Source organism: Ruoffia tabacinasalis (genome assembly GCF_005864045.1).
GTDB classification, from domain to species: Bacteria; Bacillota; Bacilli; order Lactobacillales; family Aerococcaceae; genus Ruoffia; species Ruoffia tabacinasalis.
The window spans coordinates 1-17,451 of the sequence record NZ_VBSP01000046.1; the positions used below are offsets into that span (position 1 = coordinate 1).

Genomic DNA, 17,451 nt, shown 5'->3' on the forward strand with positions numbered 1-17,451 from the left:
GTGTTTGCCTCCGGCTTCCTTCAGATTCCACCTCACGGTGGACACCCTTGCCTTTAGCTAACAGTTCCTACTGCCAAGTCTGTAGTGGACTTTCACCACCAAGTTATCGCCCATGCCGGGCGCACATAAAAAAAGAGCCAAGGTGACTGCGTCACCTGGCTCCTCGGTCCACCAACATCAAAAATTCATGAACCATAATCTTTGAGTTTTCATATGGCTATTTAAAATTTTAAAAATCGTTTAATCGACCGCCTTGCTCCGATAACACCTAATAAAATTCCTATAATGACTAAACCGCCCGCAACATAATAAATAAATGGTGTGGTTGGTGTAAAGGCAATGACTTCTACTCCTGTAATCTCAACGGTGGCACTTTGCATCCCTTCATAAGCTCCGTAAAGTAAGACACTGGCAAAGATCGAACTAATTAAACCTATAAAGGCTCCTTCATAAGCAAATGGTGCGCGGATATAGCTGTTTTGTGCCCCAACTAAGCGCATAATTTCAATTTCAGTTTGCCGTGCGTAGATGGTTAACTTGATTGTATTCGATATTAGCGCTACTGCAATTACAACGAGAACGGCTGCAATTAATGCAAACACAACTCTGACAATTTCAAGGGTGCTCAATAAGTTTTGCGTATCAATTTCACCATAAGTGACATCCACGGCGTAAGGTAATTCACTAATTTGCTCTGTGACAGCGTCTAAATATTCTGTATCTTCAACAGATACAATAAACACATTAAATAATGGGTTCGCATCATCACTAAATAGAGCAAACTCTTCCCCGACCCGGTCAATTAAGTCCTCTAGTTCTTCTTCTCTTGTTCGATACGTTATATCAGACACATACTCTATCTCTTCGATGGCTTGGCGTAAGTCCGCTTCATCTTGTTCATCAGCAGCTAAGTCGATGTGAGCTCGAATTTGAACGCCTTCTTCGATATCTTGAGTTATATTATCAACGTTACTCAAGAGCATAATTAATCCACCCACCATTAAGAGTGTGACTGTCATTGTTAAGATAGAGGCAGCAGTCATCCAACCATTACGAAATAAATTACGGAAACCATTACGGAGTTGTCTGAAGAAATTTCTAATGCTTTTCATTATATTCCCCCTCATACTCATCACGAACGAGATTGCCTTTTTCTAAACGAATTAAACGGTGCTTAAATTCATTAACCAAATGGTCATTATGTGTTCCCATGAGAACAGTGGTTCCATTCTGGTTAATGCGTTCGAGTAATCTAAATATCTCAATTGCATTCTCAGGGTCCAAGTTTCCGGTTGGCTCATCGGCAACGAGAATACGTGGGTGATTAACAATCGCACGTGCAATCGATACTCGCTGTTGCTCCCCACCTGATAACTCTTTTGGATATTGGTTTACTTTTGTTCTTAACCCAACGAGTTCTATAGCTTCTTTAACTCGCTTTTTAATTTCTTTACGACTTTTCCCTGTTACTTCCATCGCATAGGCGACATTTTCATACGCCGTTAGGGATGGAAGGAGTTTAAAGTCTTGGAAGATGACCCCGACTTGTCTTCTTAACATAGGGACATCTTTTGGTTTTAATCTATTTAAGTGATATTTTCCTACGACGACTTTTCCTTGCGTTTGTATTTCTTCACGGTAAAGAATTTTCATTAATGTCGATTTACCGGACCCACTCGGTCCAACGAGGTAGGCAAACTCGCCTTGTTCGATTCGTAGATTAATGTCGTTCAATGCAACAACACCATTCTCATATCGTTTCGATACGTTTGTTAATTGAATCATGTCCTTATCCTCACTTTCAAAATATTCTGTCCCATTGTATATGAAATATGTATCACAGTGATAACAAACTGCTAACTATTAGATTATTCAATGGACCATTTTAGATAGGCATCAATAAAATCATCTAAATCCCCGTCCATGACTTTATCGGTATTTCCAACTTCATAATTTGTACGGTGGTCTTTAACCATTGAGTAGGGATGGAAGACGTATGATCTAATTTGTGAGCCCCAGCCAATCTCTTTTTGATCCCCTTTAATTTCAGCTAGTTCTTTTGCTTTTTGTTCAACTTCAAGTTGGTGCAGTTTCGACTTTAATAGTTTCATCGCTTGTTCACGGTTTTGAAGTTGTGATCTTTGAGCCTGACTTTGAGTCACCACTCCAGTTGGAATATGAGTAATACGTACAGCAGAATCCGTCTTGTTAACATGTTGTCCACCGGCACCACTTGCACGATATGTATCAATTCGAATATCATCTGGATTGATATTTATTTCAACTGATTGGTCAATCAAAGGCGTTACCTCTATAGAAGCAAAAGAAGTATGACGACGTGCATTTGAATCAAAAGGCGAGATACGAACTAAACGGTGGACTCCTTTTTCTGATTTAAGTAAGCCATAAGCATTATGTCCTTTAATCTCTAAGACGACACTTTTTATACCCGCTTCGTCTCCAGCTTGATAATCTAAGACTTCAACGCTGAAACCTTTATGATCTGCATATCTTTGGTACATACGAAGGAGCATACTTCCCCAATCCTGGGACTCAGTTCCTCCAGCACCGGGATGAATTTCAAGAATAGCGTCATTTTTATCATATTCACCAGAGAGTAGTAGCATTATTTCATAACTATCTATGGCTTTAGAAAGAGCTTCAGTTAATTCCCCAGCTTCTTGATACATCTCTTCATCTTTCGTTTCATTATATAATTCAAGTGCCATCGTCAACTCTTCAACTTGGTCTTCAAGTGAGCTAATGGTTTGGTATGTTTCTTTACTACTGTTTAACTCTTGGATGACTTCTTGAGCTACCTCATTATCATCCCAAAAATCTGGTTGACTCATTTGATATTCATAATCTGCAATATCCGCTTCTAATGCGTCTAAGTCAAAGAGACCCCCTAAAGCTATCCATCTTTTCTTGAGCAATTTCGACAAATTGTGTCATTTCATAAAGTTCCATCGTTCTATTCACTCCATCTAATTAAATTCCTTTGTAGTATAGCACCATAATAATCTTTCGTAAAAGAAAAACCGGCAGTGATAATTCCCCTGCCGGCTAACTTATTCAAAAATTAGTTTGTTCCACCTGGTTTATTCACTTGCTCACGTTCAACATTTTGCCTTACTTGAGCTTTCATAATAAAGCGAGTGACATCATATTCAATCGCGGCAACCATTTCTTCAAAGCGGTCAAATCCTTCTGTTTGGTATTCAGTTAATGGATTTGTTTGAGCATAAGCTCTTAGTCCTACACCTTGACGTAAATGATCCATCATATCAATATGATCTGTCCATTTAGAGTCAACAACACGTAAGATAATTACTTTCTCAAACTCAGCAATTTGTTCTGGTCCATTAAGTTGAGAGATTTTTTCACTATATACTTCTTCAGCTTTTTCATATAAGAAGTTTACTAATTCTTTTTTATTTTTACCTTGTAAGTCTGATAACTCTAAAGTTTCTGGATTTACAATCGCTGAATGTGCGAAGTCTAATAAAGATTCTAATTTCCAATCTTTTTTCTCACCTTCGGTTGCATAAGCAACTTGGCGTTCTATGGTACGTTTGATCATTGCTTTGACATAATCTGTTAATGGTTCACCTGCATCAATCACTTCGTGACGTTGTCCATAGATAACTTCACGTTGTTCACGCATAACTTCGTCATATTCAAGAACATTTTTACGTGTATCATAGTTATTACCTTCTACACGTTTTTGAGCTGATTCAACTTGACGAGTTAACATGCGGCTTTGAATTGCTACATCGTTCTCATCTTCGTCTTCGTTTAGTTTCTCCCAGAGTCCTTTAATACGGTCTGAACCGAAACGACGCATTAAATCATCTTCTAATGATAAGTAGAATTGTGATGCACCTGGGTCACCTTGACGACCCGAACGACCACGTAATTGATCATCGATACGACGTGACTCATGACGTTCTGTACCGATTACACATAAACCACCTAACTCCTTCACTCCGCTACCTAGTTTAATATCGGTACCACGACCAGCCATGTTCGTTGCAATTGTAACTGCACCACGTTGACCAGCTTGCATAATAATTTCTGCTTCTTTAAAGTGGTTTTTCGCATTTAATACTTCATGCGGTACACCTTTTCTAGTTAAAAGTTGTGATAAGTATTCAGATGTTTCTACCGCAACCGTACCAACTAGAATTGGTTGGCCTTTTTCGTGACGGCGAATAATTTCATCTGCTACAGCGTTAAATTTTGAACGTAAATTCGGGAATAGTAAATCCGCTGCGTCATCACGGATCACTGGCCGGTTTGTTGGGATTTGAATAACATTCATCGCATAAATTTCACGGAACTCATCTTCTTCCGTCTTAGCTGTACCAGTCATCCCAGCTAATTTGTTGTACATACGGAAGTAGTTTTGGAACGTTACTGTCGCCATAGTCTTAGACTCATCTTCAATGTCTACGCCTTCTTTTGCTTCAATCGCTTGGTGTAGTCCATCTGAGTAACGACGTCCTTCCATGATACGTCCTGTAAAGCCGTCAACGATTTTTACTTTTCCTTCGTCAACTACATAGTCAATATCGACTAACATAATGTAGTTCGCACGTAAGGCTTGGTCAATATGGTGAACAAGTGCAGTATTATCTACATTATATAAGTTTTCTAAACGGAATACTTTCTCTGCTTTATCCACTCCGCCGTCTGTTAAGTTGATTGATTTTGATGTTAGATCAATTGTATAATCTTCATCTTCTTTTAACCCTTTAACAAAGTAATCGGCACGCGTATATAAAGCTGTTGATTTACCAGCTTGCCCAGAGATAATTAAAGGTGTTCTTGCCTCATCAATTAAGATTGAGTCAACCTCATCGACAATCGCGTAATAAAGTGGTCTTTGAACCATTTGGTGTTTGTAAACAACCATATTATCACGTAAGTAGTCAAAGCCTAGTTCGTTATTTGTACTATAAGTAACATCTGAGTTATAAGCTTCACGTTTTTCACTTGGGTTCATTGAGTTTAAGTTCAAGCCAACTGTTAGACCTAAGAAGCGGTACACTTCTCCCATTTCTTTCGAGTCACGAGTTGCTAAGTAATCGTTCACTGTTACAACGTGAACACCTTTACCAGCTAACGCATTTAAGTAAACTGGCATTGTTTCTGTTAACGTCTTACCTTCACCAGTCTTCATTTCAGCAATATTACCTTCATGGAGAATAATTCCACCTTGGATTTGAACTTTATATGGGAATAATCCAAGAACACGGCGAGCCGCTTCTCTTACAACAGCGAATGCTTCAGGTAAAATGTCCTCTAATGTCTCTTTACTAGCGAGACGGTTTTTAAATTCAGTAGTCATGTTACGGAGTTGTTCATCAGTCATTTCACGGTAAGTAGGCTCCATAGCCATAACTTCGTCAGCGATTTTACTTGTTCTGCGTAATTCGCCTTTATCATTTTCAATTAAATTTTTAAGAAAATTAGCCATCAATACTGCTCCTTTTATTCATTATCTATGTCATGTAAGACCTTGATTCAGTCTGAACCGGCCAATAGTTAAACACACTTCCCTATTCTAACATGAATATTGAAAAATGAAAATATCAAATAGCATTCGTAAGCACTCTCATCAATAATTTCAGGGGTTTTTCTCATTGTCTTTAAAGTAAATTTTAATTCTTTGTCATTTCTTAAAATTATCAGCAAAAAAGGCAAAGGATACATTGTCCCTTGCCTTTTAATATCTTTATAATGATGTCATTAGAGTGATGACGTTTCTAGTAAGCCATAACGACCATCTTTACGACGGTAAACAATTGAAATATCCATTGTTTCAGCATCTGTATAGATAAAGAAGTCATGTCCTAACATGTTCATTTGTAGAACGGCTTCTTCGCTATCCATCGGTTTTAAATCTACCCGTTTAGAACGAACGATTTCTAATTCTGGATCTTCAGAAACTGGCTCCTCTGGCGCAGACGTATCTGGGTTTAGCCCTTCGAAACCACGCTCTCTTGACTTACGGTTAATTTTTGTTTTGTATTTTCTTACTTGTCGTTCTAATTTATCAACGACAAAGTCAATACTTTTATATAAATCTTCACTTGTTTCTTCTGCACGAAGAACTAAGAATGATAATGGAATTGTTACTTCGGCTTTCGCTGTTTTATCAGAGTATACTTTTAAATTTACATAAGCAGTTGCGTCTGGAACGTCTGTAAAGAAACGTTCTAATTTTTGAACTTTTTTCTCTGCATAATCACGAATCGCTTGTGTAACCTCGATATTTTCTCCACGTACATTATAGTCAAACATACTAATCCCTCTTTTCCAATATTTTCTAATACTATGAATTAATTAAACTCAAAGTTAATATGGAATAAATGCAAGTCTCAATTATTTACTCAACTTTACCTCTCACTTAACATTTGATTCTAAAGAATAAATAGTGATTAGGAAAAAAGTAGTTATCTACCACTTTTATTTATTATATCATAGATCCATTATATTGAAAACGTAAACACTCTCTAGATTTCATATTAATTACGAAACTGTTGTCTTAAAGTATCACCGGTCGAAATCCCAAGAAATTCATCATTTTCTTGAATGATATAATCCCCAGTGAACTCCACGTGAAACTGCTCCGTATTTTCTTTGCGAATGGCGATAATATTCGTACCGTATTTTTCACGGAAATTCATTTGGTTTATTTTCTTACCAATCCACTTGTCTTTTACTGGGAAAATACTGATATTGTTACGGTTATCAAGTTCAATTAATTCATGGACCGTTGGGTTACTTAATTCACGTGCAATTCGAACACCCATCTCTACTTCTGGTAATATGACACCGTCCGCACCAACTTTTAGTAAGACATCTCGATAATCCGCATTTTTAGATTTGACGATAATTTTTTCGATGCCTAATTTTTGTAGATGGAGAATAGCTAGGATAGTGTCTTCTAATCTTTGTGATGTTGCAACAACTGCGATATCACAGTCACCAACACCGGCATCTTTCAGTTGATCAATCTTTGTAAAATCACCTTGAAGGCATTGAGCGACTTCATCAATAATCTCTTCAACATGATCCATATTTTTGTCCATCCCGATAACATCCACATTTTCTTTAGTTAACGTACGTGCTAGTGATGTTCCAAATAAACCTAAGCCTAACACGGCAATTGTTTTTCTTCTCATAATTTCTCCTTTTATCCTACCATAATATTCATTTCTGGATAATGCACTTTAGATTCTTTCTTTGGCCCACCTAATGACCAAAAGAATGTCATTAACCCGACACGTCCAACAAACATTAATAACATCAAGACAACTTTGCCTATAACTGTTAAATCAGGTGTCAAACCAAGTGATAAGCCAACCGTTCCAAAACACGACATGACTTCCATTAGAATGTACTCCATTCCAAAACCGTGAGGGATCTCTTCAGTAATAAAGAGAATCATCGAACTCGAAATAATCATAATAATACCCACAAAGATAATGAAGAATGCGCGTTTAACATTGTCATAAGAGATATGTCTTGAGAAGACATTAATTTCTTCCCCTTTAAACATTCGGTACATAAACATAACAACGAGCCCGATTGTTGACACTTTCACTCCCCCAGCCGTTGAGCCAGATGATCCACCGATAAACATTAATATGAAGGTCATAAATAAGCCAGCATGAGAAACGTCCATATAATCGACATTCGCATACCCTGCTGTTCTTGGTGTCACCGCCATGAAGATAATGTTGGCTAATTGATCGCCAAGAGAAAGGTGATTGAATGTCCCATAGCGCCATTCTGATAAACCAATAAATATTATACTGATTGTCAGAATAATCCCCGTCAAGATAAGGGTGAATTTTGAATAACGAGTTAGTTTTTTATTTTTCGGAAAAGAGATAATGTCCATCCAAACAATAAAACCTAAACCACCAGAAAACACTAAACTTGCGATCGTTAAAAGTATATAAGAATTATCCTGAAAGCCAATTAAACTATCTCCAAATAAATCAAAACCAGCATTATTAAAGGCTGAAATACTATGAAAGATTGAATAAAAGAATCCGGTACTTAAACCGAGTCTTGGAATTAAAACAAGACTTAGCGCTAAGGCTCCCAGTGCTTGAATGGATAAAGACACTTTCACAATGTTTTTTACAATATCTTGCATCCCGTAACTTGAAGATAAATTTAGTGTTTCTAAGACTAGATTCCGTTGTTTAAGATTAACCTTTGCACCGCGTATAGTGAAAAACAGCATCCAAATCGTTAAGAATCCAAGCCCACCAATTTGAATTAAGGTAATAATAATGGTTTGGCCAAAGGCACTCCAATGTTCTGCTGTATTCAAAGTGACTTGACCAGTCACACAAATAGCAGATGTTGCTGTAAATATCGCATCTACAAAATTCGTCCAAGTGCCTGCTTGTGAAGACACTGGTAACATGAGTAGAAATGCACCACTTAAAATTAGTGACAAATATATACATACAACAATTTGCGGGATGGTTAATTTATCTATGATTCGATTTTTCATTTTTTCTTACAACTTACTCCTTTTTGCTTTGACTCATACTTTTGATCATCCAAAACATGTAGTCAATGATATAGGCTACAAAGACTGAAACCGGGTGAATCCATTCTTTCATTTGAATCGCTAAGTAGATTGTTCCAATAACAATAGCAAATGATAGGACAGTATAAAGAATGTACAGTCCCATATTGAATGATTTTTTATCAGATACATAATTTAAATACTTATACATGAATGTTCTTCGTATGAAAATAAAGAACCAACCATATAACCAACCTAAGCCATATGACCATTCAAACATGCATAAAATTGCCGTGCTTATTATAACAAAAGCAACAAGCATTCGCTTATTCAATCTGTATTCACCATCTTCTTTTTATAATGATCTTATGCTAGCACACCCTTATTTAAAACACAATTAAAAGCCTTGTTATTACTCGCTCAATTGGTCTCTAGCAACACTAACGCTTATTAACCGGATTATTCTATCACGTTCTTCATAAAATTGATACAAGATTTTTTTAGCATGAATAAGCGTGGCTCCAGTCGTATAAATATCATCAAAAATTAACCAGTTTTCTTTTGACAAGTCTAGTGCCTCTTCTTTAATTTTAAAGGTGTTATTTAGATTTAATCTTTCTTTTTTTGATTTTTTTGCTTGCTTTACGCCGTCACCGATATAGTCAAAAGGAACTTGATAGGGTATGTCTGCTACATCAAGTAAATAAGCAGTAGGGTGGAATTGTCGGATTTTTAAACTTTTCGGGGAACTTGGTAATACTACCCATTGGTACTCCTTGTATTTTTCATAAACCTCTTTTAAATATGGGGATAGAATGGCAGCCATACGAACGTCACCATGGTATTTGTAATTTACAATCCACTCTTGCATCGCTTCATTATAGTCAAATAAGGCTTGGTGACTGATTAGTTGACTCGGTGTATTTTTATGCCAATTCGCACAATCGAAACAATACGCCTGCTGAGATATGACTATAGGTTTTAAAAAAACATTTTTAGAGCTAACCTCTAAAGGCCGCCCACAACCTTTGCAGTCATCAGTATGCGGGATTAGTAAATTAAATTTACTTTGACATGTTCGACAAAGAATTGGAAACGCTAATGGTTTAAAAGTAAATAATTGCTTAATAGATAAGTAATGATTGAGGTGTTCACTACAAATTATGCAGATATCACTTTGAGCTATAGTCATCGATTAATCCCCTTTCATTAGCCAATTGATTCATTTCCTTAATTTGCTTACGTGCTTCTAGCATTGCAAGATTCTTACCTCCATGGGCATAAATTAATTCTCCGGTGGGAAAATTAGGTTTACGACCGACACGCCCGCTCATTTGAACTAAAGCTGATGTTGAATATAGTTGACTCTCTGATCCCACAATACATACATGACAATTGGTGAAAGTAACTCCTCTTTCAAGGATGGTCGTTGATATCAGCGCGTCATAATTACCATCACGCAATGCTTGCACTTTCTCTTTTCTCTGGGAATCTTTTGCATGAACTACCGCAATCTTCAATTCTGGCCAAGCTTTACTCAACCATGCAAACAGATTCTCCGCCAAGCGAATATTTGGCATAAAGACTAATTTCACTCCCTCTAGATTTAGAAACCAATTGAGCAATGAGTACAGTCGTCTTTTTCTGCGTTTTTCAATTTGTTGGCGCCAATCACCTATCCAAAAAAATTGCGGCTCGGGAAGCGGATTCCGGTGATACCTTGCGGGAAGAATGGTGGATGTCATATTTTTATTAGCTACTTCTTGCGTTAAATGTTGATCAGGCGTTGCAGTTAAATAAACCAACTTCCCATTGAGCTTTCTCACTGCTCTTTGCGTCGCAAAATGTAAACTGACATCATTGACGTAGGGAAAAGCATCGACTTCATCAACAATTAATAAATCAAAAGCGTCTTGAAATCTTAATAACTGGTGAGTCGTAGACACTACCATCGGAGAATAACGATACCCTTCCTCACTTCCACCATAAAGGAGAGTGACATCGACACTTTCAAAAGCTGCTTGAAGTCGGGGTTTCAATTCCATACAAACATCGATACGAGGCGACGCTACACAGACTCGACCGTTGCGTCGTATAATGTGATCAATCACTGGAAAAATCATCTCTGTCTTGCCTGCTCCTGTCACCGCATGCACCATATGGGTCCGGTCACTGTCCTCTAGACTTTCAATTAAATCTTTTGAAGCGCGTGCTTGTTCAGGTGATAAAGTTCCCTGCCAAGTGAGTTTACTCTGTGTTGGTGTTGTTAGATAACTTTGTTGGTCTTGTAAGTAATAAAGCGAATCGCCTTGAAGAACTCGCCCCATCTGTAGACAATTTAAACAATACACGCGCTCATCTGTTAAATTGAAGACGGCTTGAGTGGGTAAGGCGGTGAATAATTTAGATTGTTGATTACGACAACGCCGACAGCAATAACCATCTTGAGTTATTTCAATTGCTGGTTGTTGCTCCATTTGGTCTAATACTTCATTGAGTTGTGGTGTTTCATCTAAGTCACTTAATTGCAGTTCTACTTCTGCACTAGTCAAAAGTCGTCCCCGCAGATTTTTTAGGTAATCTTCTTGTTGGATTGGAATCACTATTTCTTCCAGCCTTTCGTATTTTTTGAACGCTTACCGTTCTATATATAAATACGTATTTTTAAGGTGTTTCCATTATTAAGTTTTTATAAAAATTTGCTTTTGATGACACTAAAGACGATCCGCATTCCCATTTGACTTGAGTTGAAGTAATTAAAGACAAACCACAATCTCATTTGGCCTAAGACGCCGTACTGTGATTCCAGACAACAAAAAAACCGTTCCTCAGTTTTCACTGAAAAACGGTCATTGCTTATGATAGACGAATACTATTAAGTTTTTCTTGAACCAGTTGTGGGCGAAGGGCTCCTTTGATAACTATTTCTCCATTCATCACTAAGGCAGGAATATAATTGATGTCAAAAGATCTTCGCGGTTAAAATCGCAGTTCTTCACTGTGCAGGTTCAAAGGAAATGACCGTTGTTTTACTGTCGCTTCTGGAAATTTCTTTAAAATCTCTTGCAAACGTCTGGATTGGATATAACAATACGAGCAGACAGAATTGTGAATAAATTCGATTTCCATAGTCGCGTCCTCTAAAAACCAAACATGTCGTCTTGTTTATTCCAAACTTCCTTGTAAGTTTCTGAGATTGAAATCGTATCATCCAGTAAAGTTTGTAATCTCAATTCGATTTCATCATTGACTGTGCCATCCGTATTAAAGTCCGTGTCAATAGCATAAACATATTTTGGAATAATAACTCCATGCATATAATGGATAATTGGTTTAATTTGAGTTTCTGGAACTAAGTAATGGCGTAGTGATCCTCCAGTAATAATTAGTCCGATCACTTTTCGGTCAAAGGCTCGAACGGGTAATAAATCAAACAGATTTTTTAAAGCAGCTGGAATCGATGCTTGGAAGATTGGTGCGCCAAACATAATGACATCACTTTCCATAATTGCTGACGCTACTTCTAATGTATCACCCGAATAATCTAAATAATTGCGTCCATCACTGAATTGAATTTTCTTATCTTGAATATTTAAATAGCGAATATCATGTTCAGTTTTGTAGGACTCTTTCATCAAATTATAAAAAGTCGTCGTTATTCTCTTAGTTTTAGTTCCACCGGTTGAAGCGGATAATATTAAAATTTTCAATCGATTACTCCTAGCTATTTCTTAGTATGTTTTTTAACTTCTGGAATGACTTTTGTTGCTAATAAATCAATCGTACGTTTGATGTCATCGGTTGAAACACCACCTAAATCGATTTGCCCAACATAGCGATCCATTCCAAAGACTTCGTGTTGATATAGTAACTTTTCAATAACTAAACTTGGATCTCCAACATTAATGATGCTTCTTGAATCTAGTCCTTGAGCAAACTGCTGTTTAGGGAATGACTGTCCATTCGAGTGAACCATTCCTGAGTTTACATGTGGGTAATACTCTTGGAATGCTTTTTGAGCGTCTTCACGAACATATAAATAACTCGCTGTTGCGACTGGCAAAGTGTTTACGTCATAACCTTCGTGAACCGCAGTTTCACGGTAAGCATCCGTTAAGTGTCTAAAGGCTTCAGCAGGGCCACCTAAGTAAGCTAAGTAAAGCGGAATACCTGCAATCGCAGCGTTTCTAGCAGAATTTAAAGAACCACCAACCGCACGCCAAATTGGCAAGCTACCCGATTCATTATCCGGTCTTGGAAGAACTTGCGCATCATTTAGAGGTGCACGGAATTCCCCTTCCCATGTGACACGTTTGCTTCGGTTAATTTTAAGTAATAAATCTAGCTTTTCTTCAAATAAAGCTTCATAGTCATCTAATTTGTAACCTAATAAATCAAAGATTCCGACACGAGAAGCACGCCCTGCGACTATTTCGAATCTTCCGTCTGAAATTAAGTCAATGGTTGCCGCATCTTCATAAACGCGGACTGGATCAGATGTACTGATAATGGTTGCACCAGAAGTTAGTTTGATATCTTTGGTTGCTTGAGCGATCGCAGATAGAATAATCATGTGTGCTTGTGACACAAAATGTTCTTGATGTGATTCCCCTACTTGGAACACATCCATTCCTGCTTGTTCAGCAAGTAAAGCCATCTCAATGATTTGGTCAATACGCTCTTTCTCAGACATTCGAACACCTGTATGTGGATTGGTCACAATATCTCCTAATGTGTAAAGACCAAATTCAATTCCGTTTGACGTATCAATTTGTGGTAATGTATTTTTTTGAGATTTCATAGTAATTTCCTTTCTATGACTTCGTATATTTTTTTACAGTGGGCATAACTTTATCAGCTAATAAGTAGAGCGTCTTTTTCACTTCGTCAAACTCCATCCCAGCAAAGTCAATTTCAGCACTAAATCGCTGTTGTTTAAACGCTTCGTGTTGGTACAAAATCTTCTCAATGATGAGTGATGGTTCTCCAATAGTTACAACGCTTTTAATACTTTGTCCTTGAGCTAATGCACGTTTGGGAAAAGACTCTCCATTCGTTAATTTAAAACCTTCATTGATATGCGGATAAACTTGACGGTAGGCTTCTTTCGTACTTTCACGAATAAAGACCCAACCACCCGTCCCGACAGGAATATTATCAATATCATGCTCTGCTTCTTTGGCAGCGGTTCTAAAATTATTAATGCGGTTCGCATAGGTCATGACCGCTCCTGCTAATGTCGCTTGAAACACAGGCACGCCTAATTCACCTGCACGAATGGCTGAAGTCATTGTATTCCCTAAGCCTCGCCAAATAGGTAGATGATTCTTTAAAGGACGCGGCAATATTAACGCATCATTTAAAGGTGCTCTAAACTCACCTTCCCAAGTGACTCTTTCACTTTCATTTAGTTTCAATAATAACTCAAATTTTTCTTCAAATAATTCCCTATAATCAACACTATTATAACCTAATAAATCAAAGGAACCAAACCTTGATGCACGTCCTGCAATTAATTCCATTCGGCCATTCGATATTAAATCTAAGGTCGCTGCATCTTCATAAACTCGTACTGGGTCTAATACGCCAATCGTTGTAACTGCCGATGACAATCGGATATTTTTCGTCGCTTTTGAAATTGCTGTCAGAATAAGTAAGTGTGATTGTGATACGAAATATTCCTGATGAGACTCGCCTAATTGGAAAATATCGAAACCAGCATCTTCAGCAAGCTTTGCTAATTCAATAATTTCTTGAATCCGTTCCTTGGCTGAAATACGCTTTTTAGTATGTGGATTTGGTAAATGATCTCCTAATGAGTAAAGTCCAAATTCTATTCCATTCGATGTATCAATCTTAGGATTAGGACTGTGAATCAAACTCGATTTAGACATGTCATCCTCACTTTCGTCATATTTATATATTCATTTTACTACGTTTCTCTTATAGTATAAACCATCTTTGACCATTCTTGATAAAATTCGCTAAAAAAAACAAGCCAAGAACGGCTTGTTAATATTTAATATATTATAATTGCAATTAATTTATTAGAGGGAGGATTAACATCCCTTTTGCTCCTTTACCAGTGTGTGTTGAAATAACCGTTCCTAAACCATTTATACGTATGTTTATATTTGGGAATTTTGCTTCCATGCCTTGAGCGATTATCTCAACTTCTTCTTGGTCTAAAGCATGTGCAAATCGCACTTCAATCCCATCAGGGTATTCTTCGGATGCTTTTTGAACAAGTTCATGCCATCTTTGATACACTCTACGGTTTGTACGTAATTTCTCAAATAATACGATTTTACCTTCTTCGTTAAAGTATAATAGTGGACGTATTTTTAATAAATTTCCCAAGACGGCACTTGTCGTACTTAAACGACCGCCTTTAGCTAAATTGTCTAAGTTCTCGACCATTAAATATATATCCAAATGCGTTGCTTGCCAAGTGGCACGTCGATAAATCTCTTCAGCGTCAACACCTTCTTGACACCAAGTAATGATGTTCTCGATGATGGCCTCCATCGCAACAGACGCTGCTAAAGAGTCAATACAGTAGCTGTCAATCAGGTGTTTATATTCATCTAAAACCATTTTCCCGCTTTGGAATGTACCACTAATCCCACTAGATAGATGAATAGCAAAGATAGTATCGTAACCATCTTCAATAATTTGAGCTACTGTGTCATAATAATGTCCAACAGACGGTTGTGACGTTGTTGGTAGTGAGGATTGAGTTTCTAACTGTTTGAAGAATGCTTCTTGCTCTTTTGGATCATTGGTGTCATGGGCAATCGAACCATCTTCAAAAATAACATTTAAGTTTACTTGATAAACATTTGGAAGTTGTCTCAATTCTTCTGATAAATATGCTGTACTATCAGTAATAATTGCTGGTTTCATTCTGGTCACCTTTCTATAAGATTCTAAGATGATTTTATTCATCTCGATTAGACTATATTATGGAATTCATAGGTTTATGTCAACTAGTGATACTACCATTTTTCCTTATACTAAAGCTTCAATGTTCTTTTTACTTATTTGAGCTAGTACTTTAAGCATGATAATATAGTCATAAGACAATTACATAGACAAGGAGCATCACTTTGGTTAATTATTATAGTATCAGAGAACCGATTATTCATGAGATTGATATTAAGAAATCTCGCTTTATTACGTATCTAATTCCCATTCAAACAGAAGAAGAATTCAATGAACAACTTGCTGCGATCCGCAAAAAACATTATAAAGCGACGCATCATTGCCAAGCCTTTATCTTAAACGAAGATTCATCGATTCAACGTATGAGTGATGATGGTGAACCGAGTGGAACCGCAGGTGTTCCGATGTTAGAAGTTTTAAAGCGAAACAATCTAACCTATATTATGGCCGTGACCGTAAGATACTTTGGAGGAACAAAACTGGGTGCGGGTGGCTTAATTCGCGCTTATAGTACGTCGGTCAGCGAAACGCTAAACCACGCTAAATTGATTGCGAATGCAACGCAAATGGTGATTGAATTAACATTAGAATATAATCAAGTGGATAACTTTAACTACTACTTGGAACAAACGAGTACGCCTATTACAGTTCTTGACACTCAGTATACAGATAAAGTGTCTCTAACCTTAGCTTTGTATCTAGGTGACATTGAGCCGGTCCATCAAGAATTAATCGACCTATTCAACGGGCAAATTGAATGGACTGAAATCGGAGAACAAACCGTTGATGTTCCAGTAACATCTACACAACCTGACTAAAGCAATTAGAGACTAGCATTAATTCACTTAATGCTAGTCTTTTTTATTTTGGTAACTTTGGTAAAATTCCGATTCCTAATGAGTTTTTACCCCCATGCGTTCCAAGAACGGGGGTTAAGTAGCCTACTCTAAAAGACATCTCCGGATATTTTTCCAATATTAACTCTTTCACTTCTAAAGCACTGTCTTCACAGTCCCCATGTGCTAAGGCCAAATCAATACCATCTGGATATTTAGCCACAGCTTCATCCACTAGAGTTAGGTACCTTTGATAAACTTTTTTAGTTGTTCTAACTTTTTCAAACACTTCGACTTTCCCCTCATCATCAAAATGTAAAATCGGACGGATTTTTAAGGTGCTTCCTAGAAAGGCACCGAACGAACTTAATCGACCACCTTTAACAATCGCATTCAAGTCTTCAATGACAACATAAATCTTTGCTTGTTCAGAGAACCAGTTTAATTTTTCTTCGATCGTATCCAAATCAAAACCAGCTTTATTTAATTCAATCGCATATTCTAACAGTCGCTCTTCAACATATGACGTTCCCTTGGAATCAATTATTCGAATATCTAAAGACTTTTGATAATGCTCACTAATCATACGGAAAGTATTATATGTCCCACTAATTGCTGACGCTAGTGTAATGATAATTACTGAATCGTACCCTTTTTGAACAATATCTTCAAAGGATTCACTTAATTTCCCTTGTCTAGGTTGCGAAGTCTTCGGTAACTCTTCCGTTGATTCTAAGCGTTGATAAAATTCTTTCATCAAACATAAATCCGTTGTATCCGTATATGCAGCGTCTCCCCAAGTGACTTCAAGATTTTGCACATAAACATCAGAACGGTTTCCTAGAGTTTCATTAATACTCGATGAACTATCTATTATATACGCAGTTTTCATATCTATCTCCTTCAAATGACTTGGTTGTATTTTAATCATTACGAATTGTAACAAAGAAACATTAACTATGTATGTATTAAATGGCCGAAAAATCGAGTAGGAGACTAGCCATTATTTGACTAGTCGACCTCTCACACCACCGTGCGTACGGTTCCGTACACGGCGGTTCAATACCTTGCGTAAGCAGACTCTACCAATTCGCTTAGTGGAACTAAGCC

The 17,451-nt window shown here is 37.2% G+C and carries 16 protein-coding genes; 1 reads left to right on the forward strand and 15 read right to left on the reverse strand.

Annotation, left to right across the window (positions count from 1 at the left end; translation table 11 throughout):
* Positions 1–221 precede the first annotated feature (221 nt).
* The 14 genes from ftsX to FEZ33_RS10130 all read right to left on the reverse strand — a co-directional run bounded on the left by ftsX (position 222) and on the right by FEZ33_RS10130 (position 15,466).
* Positions 222–1,112 carry a permease-like cell division protein FtsX gene (ftsX, locus tag FEZ33_RS10065; RefSeq protein ID WP_138405258.1) on the reverse strand — a complete coding sequence of 297 codons (891 nt, stop codon included), beginning with the start codon at positions 1,110–1,112 and terminating at the stop codon, positions 222–224.
* Positions 1,099–1,785 carry a cell division ATP-binding protein FtsE gene (ftsE, locus tag FEZ33_RS10070; RefSeq protein ID WP_138405259.1) on the reverse strand — a complete coding sequence of 229 codons (687 nt, stop codon included), beginning with the start codon at positions 1,783–1,785 and terminating at the stop codon, positions 1,099–1,101. Before ftsE ends, ftsX begins: the two co-directional genes overlap by 14 nt.
* An 83-nt stretch (positions 1,786–1,868) precedes the next feature.
* A protein-coding gene (gene prfB / locus FEZ33_RS10075) for a peptide chain release factor 2 (RefSeq protein WP_212746694.1) occupies positions 1,869–2,970 on the reverse strand; the annotation gives its coding sequence in 2 pieces (ribosomal slippage) (positions 1,869–2,897 and positions 2,899–2,970; 1,101 coding nt in all).
* A gap of 112 nt (positions 2,971–3,082) precedes the next feature.
* Positions 3,083–5,482 carry a preprotein translocase subunit SecA gene (secA, locus tag FEZ33_RS10080; protein WP_138405261.1) on the reverse strand — a complete coding sequence of 800 codons (2,400 nt, stop codon included), beginning with the start codon at positions 5,480–5,482 and terminating at the stop codon, positions 3,083–3,085.
* Positions 5,483–5,754: 272 nt separating this feature from the next.
* Positions 5,755–6,309: a ribosome hibernation-promoting factor, HPF/YfiA family gene (gene hpf, locus FEZ33_RS10085; protein ID WP_138405262.1), complete on the reverse strand. Its 555-nt coding sequence runs from the start codon at positions 6,307–6,309 to the stop codon at positions 5,755–5,757.
* A 224-nt stretch (positions 6,310–6,533) separates the two neighbouring features.
* On the reverse strand, positions 6,534–7,193 hold the full coding sequence (locus FEZ33_RS10090; protein ID WP_138405263.1) for a potassium channel family protein: 660 nt from the start codon (positions 7,191–7,193) through the stop codon (positions 6,534–6,536).
* 11 nt (positions 7,194–7,204) lie between these two features.
* Complete coding sequence (locus FEZ33_RS10095; protein ID WP_138405264.1) at positions 7,205–8,542, reverse strand: TrkH family potassium uptake protein; 1,338 nt, start codon at positions 8,540–8,542, stop codon at positions 7,205–7,207.
* A 13-nt stretch (positions 8,543–8,555) separates the two neighbouring features.
* The gene (locus FEZ33_RS10100) at positions 8,556–8,882 is read right to left on the reverse strand and encodes a hypothetical protein (RefSeq protein WP_500139221.1); all 327 of its coding nucleotides are present in this window, start codon (positions 8,880–8,882) and stop codon (positions 8,556–8,558) included.
* Between the two features lie 90 nt (positions 8,883–8,972).
* Positions 8,973–9,752, reverse strand: a complete 780-nt coding sequence (locus FEZ33_RS10105) for a ComF family protein (RefSeq protein WP_138405266.1) — start codon at positions 9,750–9,752, stop codon at positions 8,973–8,975.
* Positions 9,733–11,163: an ATP-dependent helicase ComFA gene (locus FEZ33_RS10110; RefSeq protein WP_500139218.1), complete on the reverse strand. Its 1,431-nt coding sequence runs from the start codon at positions 11,161–11,163 to the stop codon at positions 9,733–9,735. The genes FEZ33_RS10105 and FEZ33_RS10110 overlap by 20 nt, the downstream gene beginning before the upstream one ends.
* 537 nt (positions 11,164–11,700) lie before the next feature.
* The gene (locus tag FEZ33_RS10115; RefSeq protein ID WP_171031365.1) at positions 11,701–12,270 is read right to left on the reverse strand and encodes an NADPH-dependent FMN reductase; all 570 of its coding nucleotides are present in this window, start codon (positions 12,268–12,270) and stop codon (positions 11,701–11,703) included.
* 14 nt (positions 12,271–12,284) lie between these two features.
* Positions 12,285–13,361: an LLM class flavin-dependent oxidoreductase gene (locus FEZ33_RS10120; RefSeq protein WP_138405268.1), complete on the reverse strand. Its 1,077-nt coding sequence runs from the start codon at positions 13,359–13,361 to the stop codon at positions 12,285–12,287.
* A 13-nt stretch (positions 13,362–13,374) separates the two neighbouring features.
* Positions 13,375–14,454 carry an LLM class flavin-dependent oxidoreductase gene (locus FEZ33_RS10125; protein WP_138405269.1) on the reverse strand — a complete coding sequence of 360 codons (1,080 nt, stop codon included), beginning with the start codon at positions 14,452–14,454 and terminating at the stop codon, positions 13,375–13,377.
* A gap of 145 nt (positions 14,455–14,599) precedes the next feature.
* A complete protein-coding gene (locus tag FEZ33_RS10130) occupies positions 14,600–15,466 on the reverse strand; it encodes a DegV family protein (RefSeq protein WP_171031366.1) in 867 nt (288 codons plus the stop codon).
* A gap of 203 nt (positions 15,467–15,669) precedes the next feature.
* On the opposite strand from FEZ33_RS10130, the gene FEZ33_RS10135 reads away from it, so the two are divergent.
* The gene (locus tag FEZ33_RS10135; RefSeq protein ID WP_138405271.1) at positions 15,670–16,323 is read left to right on the forward strand and encodes a YigZ family protein; all 654 of its coding nucleotides are present in this window, start codon (positions 15,670–15,672) and stop codon (positions 16,321–16,323) included.
* Between the two features lie 43 nt (positions 16,324–16,366).
* On the opposite strand, the gene FEZ33_RS10140 is transcribed toward FEZ33_RS10135, so the two are convergent.
* On the reverse strand, positions 16,367–17,233 hold the full coding sequence (locus FEZ33_RS10140) for a DegV family protein (RefSeq protein ID WP_171031367.1): 867 nt from the start codon (positions 17,231–17,233) through the stop codon (positions 16,367–16,369).
* Between the last annotated feature and the right edge of the window lie 218 nt (positions 17,234–17,451).

Bases quoted from the DNA above. Each gene is read 5' to 3' on its own strand.
- FEZ33_RS10130 (WP_171031366.1), bottom strand. From the start codon at position 15,466: ATGAAACCAGCAATTATTACTGATAGTACAGCATATTTATCAGAAGAA.
- FEZ33_RS10095 (WP_138405264.1), bottom strand. From the start codon at position 8,542: ATGAAAAATCGAATCATAGATAAATTAACCATCCCGCAAATTGTTGTA.
- FEZ33_RS10120 (WP_138405268.1), bottom strand. From the start codon at position 13,361: ATGAAATCTCAAAAAAATACATTACCACAAATTGATACGTCAAACGGA.
- FEZ33_RS10140 (WP_171031367.1), bottom strand. From the start codon at position 17,233: ATGAAAACTGCGTATATAATAGATAGTTCATCGAGTATTAATGAAACT.
- FEZ33_RS10100 (WP_500139221.1), bottom strand. From the start codon at position 8,882: ATGCTTGTTGCTTTTGTTATAATAAGCACGGCAATTTTATGCATGTTT.
- FEZ33_RS10090 (WP_138405263.1), bottom strand. From the start codon at position 7,193: ATGAGAAGAAAAACAATTGCCGTGTTAGGCTTAGGTTTATTTGGAACA.
- ftsE (WP_138405259.1), bottom strand. From the start codon at position 1,785: ATGATTCAATTAACAAACGTATCGAAACGATATGAGAATGGTGTTGTT.
- FEZ33_RS10125 (WP_138405269.1), bottom strand. From the start codon at position 14,454: ATGTCTAAATCGAGTTTGATTCACAGTCCTAATCCTAAGATTGATACA.
- ftsX (WP_138405258.1), bottom strand. From the start codon at position 1,112: ATGAAAAGCATTAGAAATTTCTTCAGACAACTCCGTAATGGTTTCCGT.
- FEZ33_RS10105 (WP_138405266.1), bottom strand. From the start codon at position 9,752: ATGACTATAGCTCAAAGTGATATCTGCATAATTTGTAGTGAACACCTC.
- secA (WP_138405261.1), bottom strand. From the start codon at position 5,482: ATGGCTAATTTTCTTAAAAATTTAATTGAAAATGATAAAGGCGAATTA.
- hpf (WP_138405262.1), bottom strand. From the start codon at position 6,309: ATGTTTGACTATAATGTACGTGGAGAAAATATCGAGGTTACACAAGCG.